Genomic DNA, 21,543 nt, shown 5'->3' with positions numbered 1-21,543 from the left:
GCTGTCACTCGGTCCGCGCGCTCACGTGGCGCCGGGGGACCCGCCGGCGTCGCCCGCCGCCCCGACGAGTTCGCTCGCCGGGCGCATGGCCATGACCACCCGTCCGACCTCCAGCACCGTCTCGCCGTCCACCAGGGCCTCGCCCTCGAAGATCACGGTGTCGCTGAGTTCGCGGAACAGCCGGACGCGGTGTTCCAGCACGTCGCCGGGGAGGACCGGGCGGCGGAAGACCACCTCCGAGATGCTGCCGAAGAGCATCACCTGCCCGGCGAGCACGTCGGGGTTGGGGTTCTTCCAGGCGGCCAGCACGCCGGCCGCCTGGCACCAGGACTCGATGAGCAGGGCCGACGGGTAGTGGTGCTGCTCGTCGGTGGCGTCGGCGGGGAGGTCCTGGTACCAGGGCTCGTTGGCGGTGACCGCCTTGCGGGCGGTCAGCCTCTCCCCCGGCACCAGCTCGTCCACGCGGTCCACGAGCAGCATCGGGTAGCGGTGCGGAAGCACCTGCTTGATCCCGCTGATGGACATCTGCGGTACTGCGCTCACTGGTCCTGTCCTTCCGAGAAGCGGAGGCGCACCTTCGCGGAGTCCCCGCGTGCGGTCGCCGCCACGGCCTTGCAGCGCCACTTCTCCCCCTTGCGCTCCCACACGAGGTCGATCGCCAGCCGGTCGCCGGGGAACACGGGGCTCAGGAAACGGGTCGACTCGATGGCCTCCATCCTCAGGCCCGGCTCGGGCGCGGTCGCCAGGGCGCTGAGGTGGATGTGCTCCACGACGCAGACGCCGGGGAAGATCGGGAAGCCCGGGTAGTGGCCGGGGAAGACCTGCTCCCCGGCCTCGACGGTCACCCGGGTCGCGGCCCGGTCCGGGGCACGGTCCACGATCTCGGCCGTGCCCTGGACCGGGGTGGCCTGAAGCGGGGCCATTCAGGACTCCTTGAGCTTCGTGGCGAGGAGGTCGTACGCACGCTGGAGGCAGGTGACCTCCTTCAGCTCGGACTCGCCGAGCTTGACGCCGTACTTCTTCTCCAGGACCACCATCACCTCCAGGGCCATCAGCGAGTCGACGCCGAGGTCCCCGACGAACTGGGCGTCGTCGGTCAGTTCGGACTCGCTCACGTCGAGGACGTCGGCGACGGTGCTCCGCAGGTCTTCCTTCTCCAGGACGGCTGCCGTGTTGTTCGTCATGTCAACTCTTCTCTCTGTGTGGTTCGTACGGGTCTGTGTGGTTCGTACGGACCGGGGTCGGCCGTACGGGGGCTTCGGGGGTCGGGACGAGGGTCAGCAGAGCCGGAGCACGGCGCAGCCGACGACCCCGTCGCGGTCGACGGAGGTGATCAGCGCGATCCGGCCCCTGGCGTCGTCGCGCCCTTCCGCCGCCACCAGTACCGCGGCGATCTGGAAGGCGGCGGCGGCCGCGTGGGTGTCGCCGATCAGCTCGGAGCAGCGCACCGGCTCGGGCTCGTGGTCCCCGAGCACCTCGGCCAGGGCGTCCCGTTCGGCGGCCGCCCCCGACGTGGAGAGGTAGCCGACCTCGTCGGGCCGGACGCCGGTCCTCGCCAGGACGCGCCGGACGCAGTCGGCGAGCACGGTGGCCTCGGTGCCGGGTTCGTGGTGGACGCCGCACTCCAGGCCGAGCACCTCGGCCAGGCCGTCCCGGCCGTGCTGCTCGGCGACCTCGTCGGACTCCAGCAGCAGGACGGCCGCGCCCTCGCCGAGGACGGTGCCGCTCTCGTCCTGGCCGCGGGTGTGCCACTCCAGCCAGGCCCTGGCGGAGGAGAACTCCTCGACCGCGCCGAAGAGAACGGTGCCGGCGTGACCCGACTTCTTGAGCCGCAGGGCGTAGTTGAGGGCCAGGAGCCCGGAGGCCCGCCCGCCCGCGATGGTCGTGTTGGGGCCCTTGAGCTGGTGCCAGATCGCCGACTGGCCTGCGGCGCAGTTCATCACGGTGTTCGGGAACCGCATCGGGTCCACGAAGAAGGGCTTCTCCTGGACCAGCGAGTCACGGGTGAAGTCCATGATGCTCTGGGCGCTGCCGGTGCTGGTGCCCAGCACCAGGGCCGCGTCCTGGCCGACACCGGAGATGCGTTCGCCCTCGGCGTCCTGGAGCAGCCGGCCGACGGCGGCCACGGCGAGGCCGGTCACCCGGTCCATCGAGCGGGTGCCCTTGCGGCCCAGGACCTCGCGGTTGCTGAACCCCTCCACGAGGCAGGCGCTGTCGAACGGCACCTTCCATTGCCCGGGGTCGAGCTCCGTGGCGGCGGCGGCGCCCGAGCGCAGCCCGTTCCCGAAGGCGGAGTCGTCCATACCGAAGGGGGAGACGACCGACCAGGCGGTGATGAGCGGGCCGCGTACGGCAGTGGCAACTTCCATGGGACGTGCTCCTTCGCTGACTTTCGGGATCACTGGGTTCGGGGCGCCGGCTGCCGGGCGCCGGTCGGGCGGATCACAGGAAATAGACGCCCCGGTACGTGGACCAGGCCGGCAGGGGGTTCGACGGGCCGCCCCGCCGCACACCGGGCAGCAGCCAGTCGGGGCCCGTCCCGAAGAGGGCGATGTCGTCCTCCTCGGCCCAGATCACCGCGCCCTCCTCGATCAGGGTGCGCACCGACCGCCTGGGGTCGGGCAGGGTGTCGACCGTCCGGCCGCCGGCCACCACGGTGGGAGCCGGCCGGGCCCCGGCCGCCGCGTAGGTGACGGCGAGCCCGCGCAGCAGGATGTCGGTGCCGCCCTGCTGCCGGTTGAGTTCGCGCGCCAGGTAGAGCACGTCGGCGAACTGGGTCTCCAGCGCGCCCCGGTAGGCCCGTTCGATGATCAGGAGCCGCCTGCGGCCGTCCTCGCTCATCAGCACACCCCCAGGAACAGTGCGGAGTCCACGGCGTCCAGGTGCTCGGTGAACTTGAACGGCGGCCGCTGCTTGATCCGCGCGATGTGCGGCGCGGAGCCGCGTTCCTCGGTGCAGAAGCGGCAGGAGTACCAGCTGAGCCGGTCGGGGAAGGCGTCGAGCAGCTCGGCGGCCAGGGCCGCGCCGGAGGGGTAGTCGTACGACCAGTTCACCACGTTGCGCGGCTTGGAGTCGCCGAGGGCGGCGCTGGTCAGACCGGTGGCGTGGCCGCAGGTCCAGATGTGGACGGTGGCGCCGCGTTCCAGCAGCGCCTGGGCGAGCCGGACGGCGCTGGTGACCATGTCGCTGATGTGCGGAGGCCCCATGATCGCCAGGAGCACGTCCGCGCGCGGGAGTCGTCGGTCCATCAGTGCCACACCCCTCGTACGCCGGGTTCGAGCAGCTTCCCGGCCACCTCGTCCATGTCCACCAGCCTGGCTCCGGGCAGCAGCCGGTCCGGGGCGAAGGCCCGGTGGGTCGTGGAGAAGGCGTCGACCCACACCTGGCCGCCGGCTTCCAGGAGTTCGCGCAGTGCCTCGTCGGCGCCGGTGAAGGCGGCCGACGTACCGTTCTCGACGAGGAACAGCGCGACCCGGTGACCGGCTCTGCGGAGCCTGGTCGCGTCGGCCACGAAACGGTCCGCGCCGGGACCGCCCCACGGGCCCTGGGACTCGATCAGCAGATACTCATCCATGGATGTCGACCCTCTTGTCCTGTGGCCCCTCCGGGTCCGCCGGCCCCGCCTCGCCGAAGCTGCGCGCCAGGAAGCCGAGCACGCGTTCGCGGTACTCCTCCCGGTCGAACCTCAGCCCGTTCATGTGCAGGGCGTTGGGCGCCGTCCACCGTTCGGAGTCGGGGTAGTGCCGGGCGGCCGGGGCGATCTGGGAGGCGGGGACGACGATGTCCTGTCCGCCCGCCACGAACATCAGCCGGGTCGTGAACCGGCTGAGGTCCGGCGGCCAGGAGCGGACGGCCAGCATGTGCCCGCACAGGGCGCTGAAGCAGGCGCGGTACACCGAGAACGCCGCTCCCCCGCGCACCGGGCGGGGCAGCGCCGACCTCCGCAGGACCGCGAACTTCTTCAGGGCGGAGCCGATGTCGAACGCCGGGCCGCTGTCACAGATGACCGCCGCGATGCGGTCATCGATCCGTCGCAGCACGCTGAGGGCCACCCAGGTGGAGAACGAGAACCCGTAGACCGCGATCTCTCCCCCGCCGAGGCCGGGTTCCGCCCGCACCCACCGCAGGACGTCCGCGAGGTCCTCGGTGTAGCGCTCCGCCATGCTGCCGTACCGCTTGTCCCGGCCGCTCTCCCCGTGGTTGCGCATGTCGTACGCGACGACGTTCCAGCCGGCCCGGTGCAGCATCTCGATGTGCCCGAGGGTGCTGGACCTGGTCCGGCCCATGCCGTGGCAGAGCACCACGGTGTGCGGCCCCTCGCCGGGGACCTCCCAGCCGCGGAGCGTGATCCGGTCCCGGCGGGTGACGACGGTGAACTCGCGCATGGGCAGGTTCTTGTTGCGCGGGGTGCGGCCGGGCTTCGACCGCGGCGGGTGGTAGAGCTCGTACGCGTGCCGGGCCGCCAGCACGACGGCCGGGAGGACGCCGACCAGCGGCAGGGCGCGCTTCTCGCCGTCCCGTTCCTCTTCGGCGGGGGCGGTGGGGTCGGGGAGCGGCATCAGGTGGTCAGCGCCTCTCCGCCGTCCACGCCGATGATGTTCCCGGTGATCCAGGAGGAGTGGCTCCGCGACAGCAGGACGACGGCCTCGGCGACGTCCTCGGGCCGGGTGAGCCGCTGGTGGGGGTTGTTCCCCGCCGCGAGCTCGACCAGCTTCTCGTGCCCGGGTATGCGCTCCAGCGACGGCGTCAGGGTCACGCCGGCCCGCAGCGAGTTGACCGCCACCCCGCTCGGCGCGAGTTCGAGCGCCAGCTGCCGGACGTGGGACTCCAGCGCGCACTTGGCGGCGGACACGGCGCCGTAGCTGGCGGTGACCTTCTGGTCGCCGGCGCTCGTCATCGCGTAGATCTTGGAGCCGCCGCCGAGCAGCCCGGCCCGGTGCAGGTCCTGGGCCCAGTACACGAGGGAGTGCGCCATCACGTTGAGCGTCATGTCCATCTGACGCTGGGTCAGCGCCTGGGAGGGGTCGTCCGCCAGGTAGGGCGAGAGGCTTCCGAAGGCCAGGGAGTGCAGCAGGACCTTCAGGGGGCGGCCGCCGGTGAGTTCGGCGATCTTCGGGACCAGTTCGGACCGGGTGGCGGCGCTCGCGGCGTTCAGGTTGAAGAAGTGCGCGGCCACCCCGGCCGATCGCAGTTCCGCCGCGGCCGCCTCGGCCCTCTCCTGCCCCTCGGCGGTGTCGAAGTGCACCCCCAGGATGTTGGCCCCTTCCAGCGCGAGGGCCTTGGCGGTGGCCAGTCCGATCCCGCTGGAAGCTCCGAGGACGAGGTTCCAGGTGCCCTCAAGTGGCTTCGTCATGACTCTCTTCTGCTTTCTTCGCGTCGGGGCAGGCCGTCGGTCGACGGGCCCGGTGGTGACGGGCGGATCAGACCGCGTCCGCCGGGGTGAGCAGGGCGACGGCCAGATTGCCTTCGCGTGCGGCCGTGACGACCACGACGGGCCCGGACAGATCGCTGAGCGCTCCGGCGATCTGCAGCAGGGGCTCCAACGCCCCCGATCCGGCGGGGACCCGCTTGGCCCGCGGCCCGACGGCGGCCGCCACGGCGGCGGAGACCGGCGAGTCGTCGAGCACGGCGATCACCTGGTGCGCGTCGCCGGGGCGGAGGCCCAGCGCGGTGAGCGCGGAGTCGATCCGTTCCCGTGCGCGGTCGGCTCCCCGGGGCGCGGCCGCGACCTCGGGCGGCAGGAAGAAGCTGCGGGCCCGGCAGCGGCCGTAGCCGGCCGCGCCCCGCTCCAGCACCCTCGCCGCGGGCTCCATGACCAGGGCGACGGCCCCCCGCTCGGAAGCGGCGGCGCCGGGGTGCCCGGCGGGCAGCGCCTCCTCGGTGGACCCGGCCAGCAGCCAGGACGCCCGCCCCGCCGCGAGGGACCTGGTCCCGGTCTCCAGCGCCTCCAGGCCCGCCACCCGCGGGGAGGTCAGCGTGAGGTTGAAGGCGCGGAACAGGTGCTCGGTGGCCAGCCGGCTGCCGAAGAGGTTGATGGAGAAGTACGGCGCGGTGGCCGGGCTGAGCGCGTCGGCGCCCTCGGCCATCACGGTGCGGTCCATCGACTCGTGCAGCGCCACGGCCGCGCTGTTCGTCCCGACCATCGCACCACGCCGCTGCTCGTCCGCGAGGTCCGAATCGGGGCGCGTCTCCCCCGCGTCGGCGAGGGCGCTCCTGGCCGCCGCGAGGAAGTACTGGGTGGCGGTGGGCAGGTACTTGTAGCCGCGGCGGCCGAGCCGCTCACGGTGGTCGAACCAGTCGCCCGGTTCGGACGGCCGGCCGGTCGCGACCGCCGCGTCGGCCGGGGTGTCCGACCAGGGTGTGACGACTCCGATGCCCGAGACCACCAGGTCGCCGACCCGGTCCGGGGCGCTGCGCGTCGCGCTCATGCCGACGCCTCCTCAAGTACGAGTGACACGTTGTTGCCGCCGAACGCGTAGGCGTTGACCAGCACGAACTCCCCCTCCAGCGGCGCTTCGTCGAGGGGCAGACGGATCGTGCAGGCGGGGTCCTGCTCGTCCGGCGCGATGTTCGGCGGGACGGTCTTGCGGTGCAGGATCTGGGCCGCCGCCACCACCGCCAGCGCGGCGGCGGCTCCGCCGGTGTGCCCCAGCAGGGCTTTCAGGCTGTAGACGGGCGCCTGGGCGTCCCGGCCGCCGTCCAGCACCTCGTTGAGCACCTGGCTCTCGACGGTGTCGTTGAGCTGGGTGCCGGTGCCGTGCGGAATGACGCAGCCGACCCGGTCGCCGCCGGCCCCGGCTTCGGCCAGGGCCTCGCGCATCGCGCGGGAGATCTGGGCCCCGGTCGGCTCCGGCGCCGTCGTGTGGAAGGCGTCGCAGCTCCACCCCGTACCGGACAGCTTGGCGTAGACCTGCGGGGCGCTGCGGGCCCGGGCGTGGGACGCCGACTCGAGGATCACCATCCCGGCGCCCTCCCCGAAGAGGGTTCCCTGGCGGTGCAGGTCGAAGGGCCTGCACCGCACGGGGTCGATCGCGCCGAGGCGGTTGAAGCAGGCGAGGGCGACCCGGGAGTACGCCTCGGCCCCGCCGGCGATGACCACGTCGGCCTCGCCCGTGCGGATCAGGTCGGCCGCCATGGACAGCCCGAAGCCGCTGGCCGCGCAGGCGTTGCTGACACTGGAGTTCGCCCCCTCGGCCCCGAACAGGGAACCGACGGCCGAGGCGACCGAGAAGGTGGGCGACCAGTGGCCGCCCTCGGGCCCGGTCCCCGAGCGCCAGTCCTCGTGCAGCCCCGAGTCGCCCATCCCGGTGCCGATGACCACGGCGATCCGGTCCGGTGCGACGCCCTCCAGCGCCGCGTCGGCCACCGCCTGGCGCGCCGCTTCGACGGCCAGCCGGGAGCCGCGCCCCAGAACCAGGTCTCCGTGGCGCTCGGGGCCTGCGGGGACGTCCTCCGCGGGGACCTCGTACATCAGCGGCAGGCTCATGCGTGCGAACGGGTCGGCGGCCGTGGTCGGCGTGCTCCGCGCCGCCGAGAGCCCCTTCCAGAATGCGTCGACTCCCTTGCCCAGGTGGGAGATCACGCCCATACCGGTGATCAGCACATCGTCCATCGGTTCCCTCTCCGGGGTGCGGTTTCAGGTGGGGCTGCGCGCGGCCGTCCCGGGGTCAGCCGGCCGCGGCCTCGCCCTTGAAGGCGCGGATCACGTGGTCGTCGAAGCTCACCAGGCTCCAGTCGCTGCGGTTCTGGAACACCGCGTAGCCGTGGGTGATCCGGCCGGTCGCGGTCTGCACCAGACGACCGTCGCGGACCACGTAGAAGTCCGTCCTGGCGGTGTAGGTGAAGTCCTTGAAGACCTCCTCCACCGTGAAGACGGTGTAGAGGTCCTCCTCCATGAGCGCCTCGCCGAGGAACTGGATGTGCGAGCGCGGCACCACCGGGATCCACTTGCGGTCGTCCAGGAGCGTCTTGATCGAGATGCCCCGGTCGGCGAGGAAGAGGTCCACGACCTCCTCGACCTGCCGGAGGTAGCCCGACATCGCCAGCCGCTCGTTGAAGTGGCAGTACGGGTAGGGGATGCGCCACTTCCAGCCGAAGGCGTTGTCGCCGCCGATGAGCTGGGCCAGGACCGGGTCGTCCGCACCCGTCGTGCCGCGGCCGGCGGACAGCGCGGTGTTGGCCGCCTCGGTCACCTCGGCCCCGTGGTGGGGGCCCGCCTGGGCGCCGCCGCCGAGCCCGGCCACGGCGAAGCGGGCCAGCGGCTCCGGTACGTCGACCCGGTCGAGGTAGCCGTCGATCCGCAGCGAGACCTTCACCTTGGAGGTGACGGCCTTCAGCTCCTTGCCGTCGCGCTCGACGTACAGCGTGACGTCGAAGCCGAGCACGTCGGCGTCGCCCTTGGTGCGCGGGGCCACGAGCGCCCGCGCCTCGTCGTCCTGGTGGAAGGCGTGCAGGATCCGGGTGTCGAGGTCGACGAGGTCGACGCCGAGGCCGTGCTCCTCGAACAGGAGGCGGGATCCCAGGCCGGATGCCCGGAAGTGCTCCAGGACCGCTTCCTCGACCATGTAGTTGACGTGCTTGAAGCCGATCCAGGTGTTGATGTTGGAGCCCTCGTAGCGGGGCCGCACCCGGAGGCTGGTCTCGGTCTCCAGCAGGGCCTTCACGGCCTCGGTGGTCACTTCAGTCATCTGTACCGCTCCCTCGTGGGCTGATGGGCTTCGCTCGCCGGGCCGGCCGTGGCCGGGACGCGGCGGATTCCAGGAAGTCGTTGGTGAGTTCGGCGAACCCGGCCGCCTGCTCGATCATCGCCAGGTGACCGCAGTCGCCCAGGATCTTGACCGTGGCGTCCGGCAGCGCGGCCCCGAGCGCCTCGCTGTCGGAGGGGAAGGACGAGAAGTCCGCCTCCCCTCCGATCACCAGGCAGGGGCCCCGCAGGCGTTCGGTCCGCAGGTAGGGGGTTCGCAGGTAGGTGTCGAAGAAGGCGGTCCAGCCGTACGGGCCCACCCTCTCGCGCACCTTCAGAGCCATGTCCTGCCGCAGCTCGCCGGTGACCCGGCCGCCGGACTGGACCCGCAGCCCCTCCGCCAGGATGCGGTCGAATCCGTTGAGGTAGTAGGAGATGGACTCCCACGTGAACTCCTCGGGGGTGGCGCGGTAGAACGGGGAGACCAGGACGACGCCCCGTAGCCGGTGCCGGGCGAACGCGTCCGGCCCCTCGTCGTCGGGGCGGTCCGGGTCCGAGCCCTGGCCGTCCAGCGCCGCGAGGAGCGCGCACGATCCGAAGGAGTGCGCCACCACCACGTCGGGCCCGTCGGGCACCTGGGCCATCGCCCGCTCCACCCAGTGGGCCGGGGACCTCTCGGTCCAGCCCCGCGCCTGCTCCGCCCGCCACGGCAGTTCCGCCGTCCACATCTCGTACGGCTGGTCCTGGGAGAGGGCCAGGTACCGGTCCCAGACGTTCCCCCCGCTGGCGAGCCCGTGCAGCATCAGGACACGCAGCGGCGACGCCCCGCGACCGGGCTTCCGCAGGGACACGGTCACCGGCGGAACTGCCCCGCTCATGCCCCGGGCCCGGCGGAGGCGAGGAGGAGTCCGGCCACCGCGTCGTCCCGGCCGGTGCCGGCCATCACCAGCGCCCGGCCGCCGGCGTCCGGCTCACCGGAGCCGAACCAGCTGACGGCCGCCGCGACCTGGAGCACGCCCAGTGCGCCGGAGGCGCTGCCGAACACCTCGCTGAGGTCCGTCCGGGGTACGTCCCCGGGGAGCCGGCCGCCGGAGCCGTGGCCTTCCGGTACGAACCAGTTGCCCGGCGCCTCGCCCCCTTCGGGTACCAGCCGCTCCAGGCACTGGTCGATCCCGCCCTCCCGGGCGTACCGGCCGAGCACGGCGCTGCCGGTGGCCCCGCGTGCGGCGGCCGCGTCGGCCCGCTCCACCACCAGGGCCACCGCCCCGTCGAGGAGCTGCCCCGCGGGGTCGCCCAGCAGCCCCCGGACGTAGCGGTTGTCGGTCTCGACGCCGATCACCACGAACCGCTCGGCACGTCCCGCGGCGAGCGAGGAGGCGGCCCAGTGGACCGCGTCGAGCCCGGAGGTCGCTCCGTTGCAGACCATCAGGTTCGGTCCGCGCAGTCCGTAGCGGATCGCCACCGTCGAGGCGATCACGTTGCTGGAGGCGTTCGGCAGGCCCATGGGGCTGATGCCGTCGACACCGGTCTCCTTGATCCCGTCCGCCACTTCGCAGACGGTGTCCAGGTTGCCCAGGTTGGAGCTGGCCACCACACCGACCGTGGTGCCGGGGACCGTGAGGGCGTCCGTCAGCAGTCCCGCCGCGCGCAGTCCGTCGGCCGCCGCGCAGAGGGCGAGCTGGGAGGCCCGGTCCTTGTAGCGCAGGCCCCGCTTGCCGAGCCGTGCCGCCGGGTCCACCTGGGGCTCCCCGCCGGTGGGCCCGGTCCGCAGCAGGTCCGCGGGTCCGTCGACACCGGGCAGCGCGAGGCCGACACCGGTCACCAGAACGTCCGACGTACTCACTTCTCCGCCCTCTCCACGACGGCCACGGCGTTGACGCCGCCGAAGCCGAACGCGTTCACCTGCGCGAGCCGCAGATCGGCCTCCGCGTGTTCACCTCGTACGAAGCGGAAGCCGGCGGCCTCCTCGACCGGCTCGCGCAGCCCGACGGTCGGCGGGACCCTGCCCGACTCCAGCGAGCTCAGGGCGACGATCAGACCGAGCAGGCCGGAGCCGCCCGAGGTGTGGCCGGTCATCGACTTCACCGCGGTCATCAGCGGGTTCCCGGCGTGGGCGCCGAAGACCTGGCCGATCGCCTGGGCCTCGGCCTCGTCGTTGAGGAGCGTCCCGGTGCCGTGCAGCATCACCAGGTCGATGTCCTCGGACTTCACCCCGGCGAGCCGGTGCGCTCCCACGAGCGCCTCCGCGACCCCGGCCACGTCCGGCGCGGTCACGTGGTACCCGTCGCAGTTGACGTAGACCGACCGGAGCAGGCCGCGGACGGCGGAGCCGGCCGCCTGGTCACCGCGCCGCAGGACGATCGCGGCGGCTCCGTCGCCCATCAGGACGCCCTTGCGGTCCTTGTCGAACGGCCGTACCTGGTCCGGGGGTTGCATGTGCACCCGGTCCAGCAGGCCGTACATGCTCTCGGTGAGGGTGTCGACGCCGGCGACGATGACGGTGTCGGCCCCCTCGGCGGCCAGCAGATCGCTGCCCATCGCCAGCGCGTAGAGCGAGGCCGAGCAGGCGTTGGAGAAGGTGTAGGTGCGTACCGCGCCGAACCGTTCGCGCAGCGCCGTGCCGAAGTGGAGCTCCGACACGTCGAACGCGGCGCCGTCCCGCCAGCCCAGCTCGGCGGAGCGCAGCTCGCGCAGCCCGGTGCCGACCAGGATCGGCACTTCGCTGAGGTCGTCCCCGAGACCGGCGTCCCGGGCCGCCTCCTCGATGGCCCGGATGAGCCACCGGGTGGCCCGGCCCGTGACGTCCGCTCCCGGTTCCGGCCGGTCGTCGATCTCGTACGCGTGCTGGGCCCGGAAGCGGCCCCGGTCGAAGCCGCGCAGCTCCGCGCGGCCGGTGCGGCCGGCGCACAGGGCGTCGAAGACCTCGTCCGCCGATCCGCCGACGCTGTTGACGGCGCCGACTCCGACGACGGCGTGGGGCAGCACGGGGGTGCCCGCCGCGAGCGGGTCCGCCGTAAGGGGCTCCGTCATGAGCGCACCGCCTCGTACTTGCCGAAGATCACGACCGAGTTGTTGCCGCCGAACGCGAGCCCGTTGTTCTGCACCACCCGCAGATCGGCCTCGATGGCCTCGTTGGGGACGCAGTCGACGTTGCACTCGGGGTCGGTCTCGACGTGGTTGATGGTCGGCGGAATGAAGCCCTCGGTGATCGCCAGGGCGCAGGCGATGGAGGACAGCGCGCTCGCGGCCCCCATGCTGTGGCCCAGCATCGATTTGATCGAGACGGTCCGGGGGGTGTCGTCGCCGAAGACCTGGCGGATCGCCCGCGCCTCGGTGACGTCGTTGGCCTTGGTACCGGTGCCGTGCGCCGAGACGAAGTCCACGTCCTCGGGTTTGACGCCGGCCCCGTCGAGCGCCAGCTGCATGCACTGCGCCACGCTGTCCTGGTTCGGGGCCACGGGGTGGTAGGCGTCGCAGTTGAGGCCGTAGCCGAGCACCTCCGCGTAGATGCGGGCGTTGCGGGCCAGCGCCGATTCCAGGCTCTCCAGCAGGAGGACTCCGGCGCCCTCACCGGTCAGGATGCCCTGGCGGTTGACGTCGAAGGGCCGACAGACCTCCGGGGCGATGGTGCCCAGCCGGTAGAAGCCGGTGAACGTCTTCCGGCACATGGCGTCGGCACCGCCGCACAGGGCGAATTCGACCTCTCCCGTGCGGATGGCGTCGTAGCCGTAGCCGATCGCGTAGTTACCCGCGGCGCACGCCGTGGGCAGCGTCACCGCCTCGACCTGGGTGAGTTTGAACTCCCTTGCCACGGTGGCCGACAGGCGTCCGGCCGGCACCCGGGCGGCGACCCGGCGGTCCATGCGCTCGGGTCCTTCGCGGACCTCGGTCTCCACGAGCTGGTCGAGGTCCCTGGACTCGCCGTCGGTGGTGCCGATGGAGATCAGGCACCTCCGGGCGGCCAGGTACTCCTCGTCCAGGTCGGCGTCCTCGAGCGCCATCCTCGAAGCCGCGACCGAGAACTGGCTCGCCCGGCCCAGGTCCTCGATGTCGAAGTTGCGGATCCACTTGCCTGGATCGAAGTCGACGATCTCGCAGCCGTTGGCGTGTTCGAACCCCTCGGTGTCGAACGCGGTGATGGGCTTGGCGGCGCTGCGGCCGGAACGAAGTCCGGCCAGGAACTCGGAGGTCCCCAGTCCGATGCCGGAGACCGCACCGAGCCCGGTTATGACCACTCTGTTCGACGATACGTCAGACATATTCACCCCCATATATGGCGGGCCCTGCGGCTACCGCCAAAAGGTCATTCATCCACGGGCGCAGCGCCACTTGCCGCTACTTCCAGTCGGCCGATTCCGCGACAACCTCGTAGACGCCCTTGAGGTTGACCATCCGGCCGAGTTCGGACTGGTTGATGACCACGTTGAAGGCCTTCTCCAGGGAGGCCAGGATCTCGATGGCGCGCAGCGAGTCCGCGTCGTGGTCCTCCTTGAAGAGGCTTTCCTGGGTGACGTCGTCCGGCTCGATCTCAAGGATGTCGCAGACGATTTCCTTGATGGTTTCCTGACGCTCCGCAGTCACGGTGGACACAGTGGACCCCTCATTTCTGATGCTCAACCGACGGGAGACGAGATGGCGTGCAGAGGCCCCTCGCATGACCATCAAGCTATTCAGCGGGTTTCGGCACGACAAGCGGACCGACAACTACCTGCCAGCCCGCCCGGGAGCGGCCGGACTTTCGGCCCCGCTGGCATTTAACTGACAGCACCGGCAGGGAACCGGGGCCCCCGGGATGTCAGCAAGCTGCCGACCCTGGCAGCAAGCTGTGCCGTCGTCGCCCCCGCCGGGAGGACCGTGTTTCGATACCTGGCACTCCGGAGCCACCACGCCTCAGGACGGTCCACGGAAGGGCTTTCATGAACCGGTCCGCCGCTTCACCCACCTCGCGCGTGCCGCGTCTTCCCGGCCGTGCGCTCATCGGGAACACCTGGGAGTTCAAACGGGACCGGCTCGCGCTGTTCTCCCGTACGTTCGCGGAGTGCGGAGACCTCGGCGTCTACACGATCGCCGGCCAGGACCTCTACCTCGCGAACTCGGTCGAGCTGGTCCACGAGATCCTCATCAGGAACGGCGGTCTGTTCGAGAAGACGGACCGGTTCCGCTCCTTCGCCCGGCCCCTGCTCGGCGACGGCCTGCTCACCGCGACGAACGAACAGCACAAGCCGAACCGCCGGATGATCCAGCCGCGCTTCCACTCCGCCGCCGTGAAGACCTCCGCGGACATCGCCGCGCGGGTCACCCGGACCGTCGCGGACCGCTGGAGCGACGGGGCCGTGGTCGACGTCCGGCGCGAGATGGTCGCGGTGACACTCGGCATCGTCGGGCAGAACCTCTTCAGCAGGGACGTGCTGGGCGAGGCCGACGAACTGGGCAACGCCCTGACCGACGCCATCCACGGGTTCGACTCCCAGGCCAGCGCCCTGATCCCGCTCACGATCGAGTGGCCGACCCCGGCGAACCTGCGCTACCGCAGGGCGATCGAGCGTCTGGAGCGGACCTTCTACGCCCTGCTGGCAGAGCGCCGCGCCGCCGTCCGGAGGCCCGACGACTGGCTGAACCTCCTCATGGAGTCCACGTACGAGGACGGCACCCCGATCGGCGACCGGCAGATCCGGGACGAGGCGCTCAACATGTTCATGCCCGGCCACGAGACCACTGCCACGGCGCTGAGCTGGAGTTTCCACCTTCTCGCCGAGCACCCGGAGGTCTACGACAGGCTCCTCGCGGAGGTGGACGACGTCCTCGGCGGCCGGATGCCGACCCTGGAGGATCTGCCGCGGCTCCCCTACGCCCTGCAGGTGTTCAAGGAGACCATGCGCCTCTACCCGCCGGTCTACATGTTCACCCGGCAGGCGACCGTCGACGTGGAGGTGCTCGGCCATGTCCTCCCGGCGGGCGCGGCCGTCGTGTTCAGCCCGTACACCCTGCACCGCAGGGCGGACTACTTCCCCGACCCGGAGCGGTTCGACCCCGAGCGGTTCTCGCCCGAGCGCGAGGCGGGGCTGCCCCGGCATGCCTATCTGCCGTTCGGGGCCGGTCACCGTGTCTGCATCGGAAACCACCACGCCCTGCTCAACGGCCACATCGCGCTCGTGACGCTCGCGCAGCGGGTGCGTCTGAGCAGCGTGCCGGGGGCGTCACCGGTCATGGAGCCGATGGTCACCCTGCGTCCCCGGGGCAGTCTGCCCATGCGGGTCGAACGGCGGACGACGCCCGCCGCGCCCGACAGCCCGCCGCCGGCGCGGGAGAGCCCGGCGCCCGGCGAGACCCCCGCTACCTGCCCGTACGGCGGCGGCTCGTAGGCCCCGACCGCGCGCCGCTCCCCTCGCCGCCGGCCGGCCGTTCGGCCACTGCCCCCAGATGAGAGGAGGGCGGCGGCCGTCGGCCCGACCCTCAGCACCCGGACACGGAAGGCACCTCATGCCCCGACCAGACGTCAGGCCCGTCATCCGATCAGGCGCCCGGGGCCTCCCCGAGGCTCCGCGGTCGCTCGCCCCGGCCGACCACGGGATGCCCCTCGACACCTCCGCCGACCTGGTCAACGCCATTCTGGCGTCGGCCAGCCGCTCGCTCGCCGGGAAGCCGCTCCAGCAGGCTTCGCCCCGCTCCGGAACGCCGGCCGCCCACCCGGCGCGGCGGGGGTCCGGGCCGGTCGCCGCCGCGTACGCGACGGTGTCGACCACCGCCGAGGTCCTCCACCATCCGGCGGCGCGCGAAAGCCTGCTGACTGAGGTGGAGCGGCGGCGGGCCGCGCGGTTCCGGCACGAGGCGTCACGGCTCGACTTCGTCGCGGCGCACCTGCTGGTACGGCTGTGCGCGGCGCGGTCCCTGGGCGTCGCGGCGGACGACATCGAGCTGGCCCAGTACTGCGACGAGTGCGAGGAGCACGGCCACGGCAGACCGTACGTGCCGGGCCGTCATGACGTACAGGTCAGCCTCTCGCACACTCGGGGCGTGGTGGCGGCCGCGGCCGGCCCCGCCGCCGTGGGGGTCGACGTCGAGCTGCTGGGCCGCAGGAGCGTGGCCCCCTCGGTGCTCGAACAGGTGCTGACACAGCGCGAGCTGCGGGTCTCCGGCCGCTCCCGCGACCCGCAGGGCGTCTTCATGCGGCAGTGGGTGCGCAAGGAGGCCCTGGTCAAGGTCGGCCGGACGTCCAGGGCGACGATGCGCGAGGTCGACCTCTCCGGGCTGCCGCCGGCCCCCGCCGGGTCGGGGACCTCGGTGCAGCGCAGCCGGTTCGAGGGACTGCACGTGCTGGACCTGGCGGACAAGCGGCGGGGGGCGCTGGCGAGTGTGGTGAGCGCCGTCCCCGTCCTGCTCACCGGGGAAGTCCGGCCGCCGGTTCCGCTCAGCGGGCGCTGAGAGGCGTCGCGCCGGCCCGACGCGACGGGGCCGCCGGGAGTTCCCTCCCGGCGGCCCCGTCGCGCTCTCGCGCCTCAGGAGGCGGCGCTCGCCCGGAGCGTCTTCGGATCGTTCAGGGACACGGCCTCGATCTCGGGGTCGATCCGCTTGATCAGCCCCGTCAGCGTCTTCCCGGGCCCGAGTTCGACCAGCCTGCGGCAGCCGAGCGCCCCGCTCATGGTGCGCACGCTCCGCTCCCACAGCACCGGCGAGGTCAGCTGCCTGACGCCCAGATCGATCCAGTCGGCGTCGCCGCCGTGCGGTTCGGCGTCGACGTTGGCGACCACGGGCAGGTGCGCGGAGGCGAACGCCGTGTCCTTGAGCGCTCTGTGCAGAGGCGTCACCGCAGGCTCCATGTAGGGACTGTGGAAGGCGCCGCCCACCTGGAGCCGGATCATCTTCGCGCCGATCGAGTGCGCGTACTCCTCCACCAGCGCGACGCCCTCGGGCGACCCGGACACCACGGTCTGGCCCGGGGCGTTCACGTTGGCGACCCACACCTCGGGGCCGGCCGCCCGCACGACGGCGACCAGGTCCTCCACCTCGTCCAACGGCGCTCCGACCAGGACCCCCATGGTGCCCGACCGCCGCTCGGCGGCGTCCCTCATGGCCCGCCCCCGGGCGGCCACCAGGACGGCGGCGTCGCTCACGCTCAGCGCGCCGGCCGCGGTGAGGGCCGCGTACTCGCCCAGGCTGTGTCCGGCGCAGACGACGACGGTGCCGCCGAGGGCGTCGCACCGTACCGCTTCGGCATGGGCCATCACCGCGACCGAGAAGACCGTGAGCTGCGCCAGATCGGTGCGCCGCAACTGCTCGGTGGGCGTGCTCAGGAGCAGCTCGGGGACATTCTCCCCGGTTGCTTCGGAAATGCGCTCCGTGAGCTCCCACGACGGGGTTTCCCGCCACACCTCACCCATACCCTGCCGCTGGGTGCCCTGGCCGGGAAATACCAGCCCGATGGGTGGATCAATCATGGAACCGCCTTCTGACTGGCCTGCCCGAACAGGGGCTGGCAGTGGATTGCTGGCCGTTCATGAAAGGTGCTGAGACAGGCCGTCCGCAAGGGTTCTTTCAGGAAGGTGCCACGATCGGCCCCGGCGGGGCTGCGGGGCCCGTGTCCACTAGATGTCACGCCCTGTCCACTCGATGCCATCTCGCGCCGTTCGCGGCGAGCGGGCCCTACTGTTCTCCCCGAGACCCGCACGACCGGCCGACGTGCGACAGGAACGGAGAGGACCGGAGAGAACGTGACCGATTCGCCGCCACGCAATATCGCCGGCCTTCTGACCCGGGCTGCGCGAAACCAGCCGGATTCCGGCCTCGACTACTGTCAGGGCGGTGCGGCGGATCCGTATGTCTCCCAGAGTTATGCGGAGTTGTCGACCAGGTCCCGCGAAATTCTCGCCGCCCTGCGATCCCTGGGCGCCGTCGCACAGGACAGAGTCGTGCTGTGCCTGGAGAATCCGCAGGAATTCCTCACCGCGTTCTGGGCGTGCGTGTTGGGCGGCCTCATTCCCTGCCCGCTCGCTCCGGTCCACGGCGATCCGGAGCGCTGGACCACGCAACTGCGCCATGTGGACCGCCTGCTGGACCGCCCTCTGGTGCTCACCGACGCCGGGCTCGCCGCAGAACTCCCCCGGGTGGACGGCGTCCGTGTCATCACCCTGGACGCGCTGTACGGGCACGAGCCGGCCGCCGAGCTGCACGAGGCGGCGCCCGGCGACACGGCCGTGCTGGTCCTGACGTCGGGTTCCACCGGCAGCCCCAAGGCGGTGACCCTCACGCACGCCAACCTGCTGGCGGCCATGGCGGGCAAGAACGGCTACCACCGGCTCACCCCGGCGGACACCACCCTCAACTGGATCTCCTTCGACCATGTGGCGGCCCTGCTGGAATGCCATCTGCTGCCGATGTACGCGGGCTGCCGCCAACTGCACGTCGAGTCGGCGGTGGTACTCGGCGAGCCCCTGGAGTTCCTGCGGCTCGTCTCGCGCCACGGCGTGACGATGACCTTCACCCCCAATTTCCTGCTGGGCCTGCTGACCGCCTCCCGTCCCGGCGCCGAGACCTTCGACCTGAGCCGGATGCGGCACATCGTCAGTGGGGGTGAGGCCGTGGTCGTCGCCACCGGCCGCGCCTTCCTGGAGCGCTTCGCGGCCCACGGCCTGGCGCCCGACGCGCTGTGGCCCGCCTTCGGGATGACCGAGACCTGCGCGGGGAGCATCTACTCCCTGCACTTCCCGCAAGCGGACTCCGGCGCGGAGTTCGCCAACCTCGGGGCGCCCGTCGAACGGCTGAGCATCCGCGTCGTCGACGAGCAGGACCGGCCGGTGCCCGCGGGCCACGTCGGCGAGCTCCAGCTGTCCGGCCCCATGATCAGCCCCGGCTACCACCGGGACGAACGGGCGACCGCGGAGTCCCGCACCGAGGACGGCTGGTTCCGCAGCGGCGACCTCGGACGGATCGACACGGGCCGGCTGACCCTGGTGGGACGCAGCAAGGACAGCGTCGTCGTCAACGGGGTCAGCTACTTCAGCCACGAACTGGAGTCCGCGCTCGCGGAGTTGGACGGTGTGGCGCGCTCGTACGTCGCCGCCTTCCCGACTCGGCCCGCCGGAAGCGACACGGAACACCTGGTGATCGCCTTCCACCACCCGCGCGAGACGGCCGACCAGGACGACGACACGCACCTCTTCCGCGCGCTGGCCGCCGTGCGCGCCACCGCGGTCATGCACTGGGGGTTCCGGCCGTCCCTGATCCTTCCGCTGCCGAAGGACGCCTTCCCCAAGACCAGCCTCGGCAAGATCCGGCGCGCGCTGATGCGGGAACGGCTGGAGGCGGGCGCCTACGACGACGTCGTACGGCGGGTGGCCGAGGTCACCCGGCGCAGACTCGGCGGCTACACGGCCCCCGAGGGCGGGACCGAGCAGGCGGTGGCCGAAATCTACGCCGAGCTGTTCGACACCGGTCCGGGCTCGATCAGCGCCCACGCCAACTTCTTCGACCTGGGCGGGACGTCCCTGGACATCCTGCGGCTGCGCACCATGGCCGCCCAGCGCCTGGGCGCCCACGGTCTGCGGATCATCGACGTGCTGACGGCCCCCACCGTGCGCACGCTCGCCGCGAAGCTCTCCGCGGGCCTACGGCCGGAGCGGCAGCCGTACGACCCCGTCGTGCCGATGCAGCTCAGCGGGGAGAAGACCCCGCTGTTCTGCGTGCACCCCGGGGTCGGCGAGGTGCTGGTCTTCGTCAACCTCGCCCAGTACTTCGTGGGCGACCGCCCCTTCTACGCGCTGCGCGCCCGCGGCCTCAACGAGGGCGAGCAGCCCTTCACCTCCTTCGCGGAGATGGTCGAGACGTATGTGGCGGCCATCAGGAAGCGTCAGCCGCACGGACCGTACGCCGTCGCCGGGTACTCCTTCGGCGGGGCGGTGGCCTTCGAGATCGCGAAGGTCCTGGAGGCCGCCGGCGAACGGGTCGACTTCATCGGCAGCTTCAACCTCCCCCCGCACATCAGACGCCGGATGAACGAGCTCGACTTCGTCGAGACGGCGGTGAACCTCGCCTTCTTCCTGGGCCTGATCGACAGGAAGCGGTCCGTCGAGCTGCCCGGGCGGCTGCGGGGGCTGCCGCAGAAGGAGCAGCTTTCCCGTCTCCTCGACCTCGCCCCGGCGGGCAGGACCGCCGAACTCGACCTCGATCCGGGCAAGTTCGGGGCCTGGGCGCGACTGGCGGCCGACCTCACGCGTCTCGGCCGCGACTACGAGCCGACCGGCAGCGTCCGGTCCATGACCGTCTTCTACGCCATCCCGCTGCGGGGCTCCAAGGAGGACTGGCTGCGCGACGAACTGCGCCGCTGGGACGAGCACGCCACCGGGACCAACCGCTACGTCGACGTGCCGGGCGAGCACTACACGCTCATGGGCCCCCGCCACGTGGCCGCGTTCCAGGCGGTCCTGCGCCGGGAACTCGACCGGGCCATGGGCGATGCGGAGGGACGGCCGTGAACGCCGGGAAGATCCTCATCACGGGCGGCACGGGCCAGGTGGCCCGCCCCCTGGCCGAAGCGCTCGCCGCCGGGAACGAGGTCTGGTGCCTGGGCAGGTTCGGCACGCCGGGCGTCGAGCGCCAGTTGAACGTCCGGGGGATCAACACCTGGCGCTGGGACATGGACGACGTCGCCCGGGACGGCCTCATCGGCCTGCCCAGGGACTTCACCCACGTCGTGCACTCCGCGGTCCGCCGCGGCGAGGACGGGGACTTCAACGCCGCCATCGAGGTGAACTCGGTCGCCGCGGGGCGGCTGATGGCGCACTGCCGGACCGCCGAGGCGTTCCTCTACATCTCCAGCGGCGCCGTCTACGCCCGGCAGACCCTCGACCACGCGTACACCGAGACCGATCCCGTCGACGGGGTGGCCGACTGGCTGCCCGCCTACCCGGTCGGAAAGATCGCGACCGAGGGCACCGTGCGGACGTTCGCCAGGATGCTCGGCCTGCCCACCACCATCGCCCGGCTGAACATCGCCTACGGGCCCGGTGGTTACGGCGGCGTGCCGATGCTGTACTTCAGGCGGATGCTCGCCGGCGAGACCATCCCCGTACCGCTGGACGGGCAGCAGAACTGGTTCTCCCCGCTGTACACGGACGACCTCGTGGCCCAGGTCCCCGCCCTGTGGGAGGCCGCTTCGGTCGCGTCCACCCTGGTCAACTGGGGCGGCGACGAATCGGTGGGGATGACCGACTGCCTGCGGCACCTGGAGCACCTGACCGGCGTCCCGGCCAAGCTCGTGGAGAGCGAGGTGACCCGGGAGACCTACCGGTTCGACCCGACGCTGCGCCGCAGCCTGACCGGCCCCTGCGCGACGACCTGGCGCGAGGGCATACGCCGCACCCTCGACGCACTCCATCCCCGGCACCTGGAGCGCTGATGAACACGGAGGCGGACCCGCCCGTGCCGCACGGGACGGACCATCTCGCGACGATCCACGCCGCGTACCGCGCCTTTCACCGCCGCGACGTGGAGGCTCTGCTGGCGCGGCTCGACCCCGCGATCGAGTGGGTGCACCCCGCCGGCATGGCGGATCACGGCCTCGGCGGGACCAGGCACGGGCACGCCGGCGTACGGGAGTTCCTGGCCGGGGTCCCGGCCGTGCTGGGCGGAATGCGCCTGGAACCAAGGGAGTTCATCACCTCGGGCGACCGTGTGGTCGTGTTCGGCGTACGTCGGGTCACGTCGTTGAGCGGCCGCACCGAGACGCTCGACTTCGTCCACTCCTGGACGCTGCGCGACGGCAGGGCCGTCCGGATGGAGGACATCTTCGACACGGTGCGGTTCGTTCGGCTGATCGAGTCCTGAGAGCGGCCGGTGGTCTCCAGGAGAGCGGGGACGGCCGCCGG

At 71.9% G+C, this 21,543-nt stretch carries 23 protein-coding genes; 5 read left to right on the top strand and 18 right to left on the bottom strand.

Annotated elements, in window-relative coordinates:
• Positions 1-21: 21 nt before the first annotated feature.
• The 17 genes from IF19_RS0103240 to IF19_RS0103160 form a co-directional block, all read right to left on the bottom strand.
• The gene (locus IF19_RS0103240; RefSeq protein ID WP_032747256.1) at positions 22-525 is read right to left on the bottom strand and encodes a 3-hydroxyacyl-ACP dehydratase FabZ family protein; all 504 of its coding nucleotides are present in this window, start codon (positions 523-525) and stop codon (positions 22-24) included.
• Between the two features lie 14 nt (positions 526-539).
• Entirely contained in the window at positions 540-923 is a 384-nt protein-coding gene (locus IF19_RS0103235) for a 3-hydroxyacyl-ACP dehydratase FabZ family protein (RefSeq protein WP_030113837.1), read from the bottom strand.
• A complete protein-coding gene (locus IF19_RS0103230; RefSeq protein ID WP_030113836.1) occupies positions 924-1,184 on the bottom strand; it encodes an acyl carrier protein in 261 nt (86 codons plus the stop codon).
• Between the two features lie 93 nt (positions 1,185-1,277).
• Entirely contained in the window at positions 1,278-2,369 is a 1,092-nt protein-coding gene (locus tag IF19_RS0103225) for a beta-ketoacyl synthase N-terminal-like domain-containing protein (protein WP_030275915.1), read from the bottom strand.
• 73 nt (positions 2,370-2,442) lie between these two features.
• Positions 2,443-2,841 carry a hypothetical protein gene (locus IF19_RS0103220; protein WP_030113833.1) on the bottom strand — a complete coding sequence of 133 codons (399 nt, stop codon included), beginning with the start codon at positions 2,839-2,841 and terminating at the stop codon, positions 2,443-2,445.
• Positions 2,841-3,248, bottom strand: a complete 408-nt coding sequence (locus IF19_RS0103215) for a hypothetical protein (RefSeq protein ID WP_030113832.1) — start codon at positions 3,246-3,248, stop codon at positions 2,841-2,843. The genes IF19_RS0103220 and IF19_RS0103215 overlap by 1 nt, the downstream gene beginning before the upstream one ends.
• A complete protein-coding gene (locus tag IF19_RS0103210) occupies positions 3,248-3,574 on the bottom strand; it encodes a DsrE family protein (RefSeq protein ID WP_030113831.1) in 327 nt (108 codons plus the stop codon). Before IF19_RS0103210 ends, IF19_RS0103215 begins: the two co-directional genes overlap by 1 nt.
• Positions 3,567-4,559: an alpha/beta hydrolase gene (locus IF19_RS0103205; protein WP_030113830.1), complete on the bottom strand. Its 993-nt coding sequence runs from the start codon at positions 4,557-4,559 to the stop codon at positions 3,567-3,569. The genes IF19_RS0103210 and IF19_RS0103205 overlap by 8 nt, the downstream gene beginning before the upstream one ends.
• Positions 4,559-5,353 carry an SDR family oxidoreductase gene (locus tag IF19_RS0103200; protein ID WP_030113829.1) on the bottom strand — a complete coding sequence of 265 codons (795 nt, stop codon included), beginning with the start codon at positions 5,351-5,353 and terminating at the stop codon, positions 4,559-4,561. The genes IF19_RS0103205 and IF19_RS0103200 overlap by 1 nt, the downstream gene beginning before the upstream one ends.
• Before the next feature lie 67 nt (positions 5,354-5,420).
• Positions 5,421-6,428 (bottom strand): beta-ketoacyl synthase N-terminal-like domain-containing protein, encoded by a 1,008-nt coding sequence (locus IF19_RS0103195; protein WP_078580444.1) that lies wholly within the window; start codon positions 6,426-6,428, stop codon positions 5,421-5,423.
• The gene (locus IF19_RS0103190; protein ID WP_030113827.1) at positions 6,425-7,612 is read right to left on the bottom strand and encodes a beta-ketoacyl-[acyl-carrier-protein] synthase family protein; all 1,188 of its coding nucleotides are present in this window, start codon (positions 7,610-7,612) and stop codon (positions 6,425-6,427) included. Before IF19_RS0103190 ends, IF19_RS0103195 begins: the two co-directional genes overlap by 4 nt.
• A gap of 55 nt (positions 7,613-7,667) precedes the next feature.
• Positions 7,668-8,687, bottom strand: coding sequence for a thioesterase family protein (locus IF19_RS0103185; protein ID WP_030113826.1), 1,020 nt, complete (start codon positions 8,685-8,687; stop codon positions 7,668-7,670).
• On the bottom strand, positions 8,680-9,561 hold the full coding sequence (locus IF19_RS0103180) for an alpha/beta fold hydrolase (RefSeq protein WP_030113825.1): 882 nt from the start codon (positions 9,559-9,561) through the stop codon (positions 8,680-8,682). The genes IF19_RS0103185 and IF19_RS0103180 overlap by 8 nt, the downstream gene beginning before the upstream one ends.
• Positions 9,558-10,526, bottom strand: a complete 969-nt coding sequence (locus IF19_RS0103175; protein WP_030113824.1) for a beta-ketoacyl synthase N-terminal-like domain-containing protein — start codon at positions 10,524-10,526, stop codon at positions 9,558-9,560. The genes IF19_RS0103180 and IF19_RS0103175 overlap by 4 nt, the downstream gene beginning before the upstream one ends.
• The gene (locus IF19_RS0103170; protein WP_170757285.1) at positions 10,523-11,713 is read right to left on the bottom strand and encodes a beta-ketoacyl-[acyl-carrier-protein] synthase family protein; all 1,191 of its coding nucleotides are present in this window, start codon (positions 11,711-11,713) and stop codon (positions 10,523-10,525) included. Before IF19_RS0103170 ends, IF19_RS0103175 begins: the two co-directional genes overlap by 4 nt.
• Complete coding sequence (locus tag IF19_RS0103165) at positions 11,710-12,942, bottom strand: beta-ketoacyl-[acyl-carrier-protein] synthase family protein (protein ID WP_030190764.1); 1,233 nt, start codon at positions 12,940-12,942, stop codon at positions 11,710-11,712. The genes IF19_RS0103170 and IF19_RS0103165 overlap by 4 nt, the downstream gene beginning before the upstream one ends.
• 76 nt (positions 12,943-13,018) lie before the next feature.
• Positions 13,019-13,273: an acyl carrier protein gene (locus IF19_RS0103160; protein WP_010058239.1), complete on the bottom strand. Its 255-nt coding sequence runs from the start codon at positions 13,271-13,273 to the stop codon at positions 13,019-13,021.
• A 359-nt stretch (positions 13,274-13,632) separates the two neighbouring features.
• On the opposite strand from IF19_RS0103160, the gene IF19_RS0103155 reads away from it, so the two are divergent.
• Together IF19_RS0103155 and IF19_RS0103150 are read left to right on the top strand one after the other, a co-directional pair.
• Positions 13,633-15,045 (top strand): cytochrome P450, encoded by a 1,413-nt coding sequence (locus IF19_RS0103155; protein ID WP_157851892.1) that lies wholly within the window; start codon positions 13,633-13,635, stop codon positions 15,043-15,045.
• A gap of 118 nt (positions 15,046-15,163) precedes the next feature.
• The gene (locus IF19_RS0103150; protein WP_158706237.1) at positions 15,164-16,105 is read left to right on the top strand and encodes a 4'-phosphopantetheinyl transferase family protein; all 942 of its coding nucleotides are present in this window, start codon (positions 15,164-15,166) and stop codon (positions 16,103-16,105) included.
• A gap of 74 nt (positions 16,106-16,179) precedes the next feature.
• Here the strand turns inward: IF19_RS0103150 and IF19_RS0103145 are convergent, their stop codons facing one another.
• Positions 16,180-17,118, bottom strand: a complete 939-nt coding sequence (locus tag IF19_RS0103145) for an ACP S-malonyltransferase (protein ID WP_030113817.1) — start codon at positions 17,116-17,118, stop codon at positions 16,180-16,182.
• 273 nt (positions 17,119-17,391) lie between these two features.
• On the opposite strand from IF19_RS0103145, the gene IF19_RS0103140 reads away from it, so the two are divergent.
• Genes IF19_RS0103140 through IF19_RS0103130 form a run of 3 tightly spaced genes read left to right on the top strand, consistent with a single transcriptional unit; the run spans position 17,392 to position 21,502 of the window.
• A complete protein-coding gene (locus IF19_RS0103140) occupies positions 17,392-20,151 on the top strand; it encodes a non-ribosomal peptide synthetase (RefSeq protein WP_030275911.1) in 2,760 nt (919 codons plus the stop codon).
• Entirely contained in the window at positions 20,148-21,074 is a 927-nt protein-coding gene (locus IF19_RS0103135; protein WP_032747255.1) for an NAD-dependent epimerase/dehydratase family protein, read from the top strand. Before IF19_RS0103140 ends, IF19_RS0103135 begins: the two co-directional genes overlap by 4 nt.
• Positions 21,074-21,502 carry a nuclear transport factor 2 family protein gene (locus IF19_RS0103130; RefSeq protein ID WP_050493186.1) on the top strand — a complete coding sequence of 143 codons (429 nt, stop codon included), beginning with the start codon at positions 21,074-21,076 and terminating at the stop codon, positions 21,500-21,502. The genes IF19_RS0103135 and IF19_RS0103130 overlap by 1 nt, the downstream gene beginning before the upstream one ends.
• The last annotated feature ends 41 nt before the right edge of the window (positions 21,503-21,543 follow it).

Source organism: Streptomyces californicus (assembly GCF_000717645.1).
Lineage (GTDB): Bacteria > Actinomycetota > Actinomycetes > Streptomycetales > Streptomycetaceae > Streptomyces > Streptomyces californicus.
This window is presented reverse-complemented; position numbering and strand designations above follow the sequence as displayed.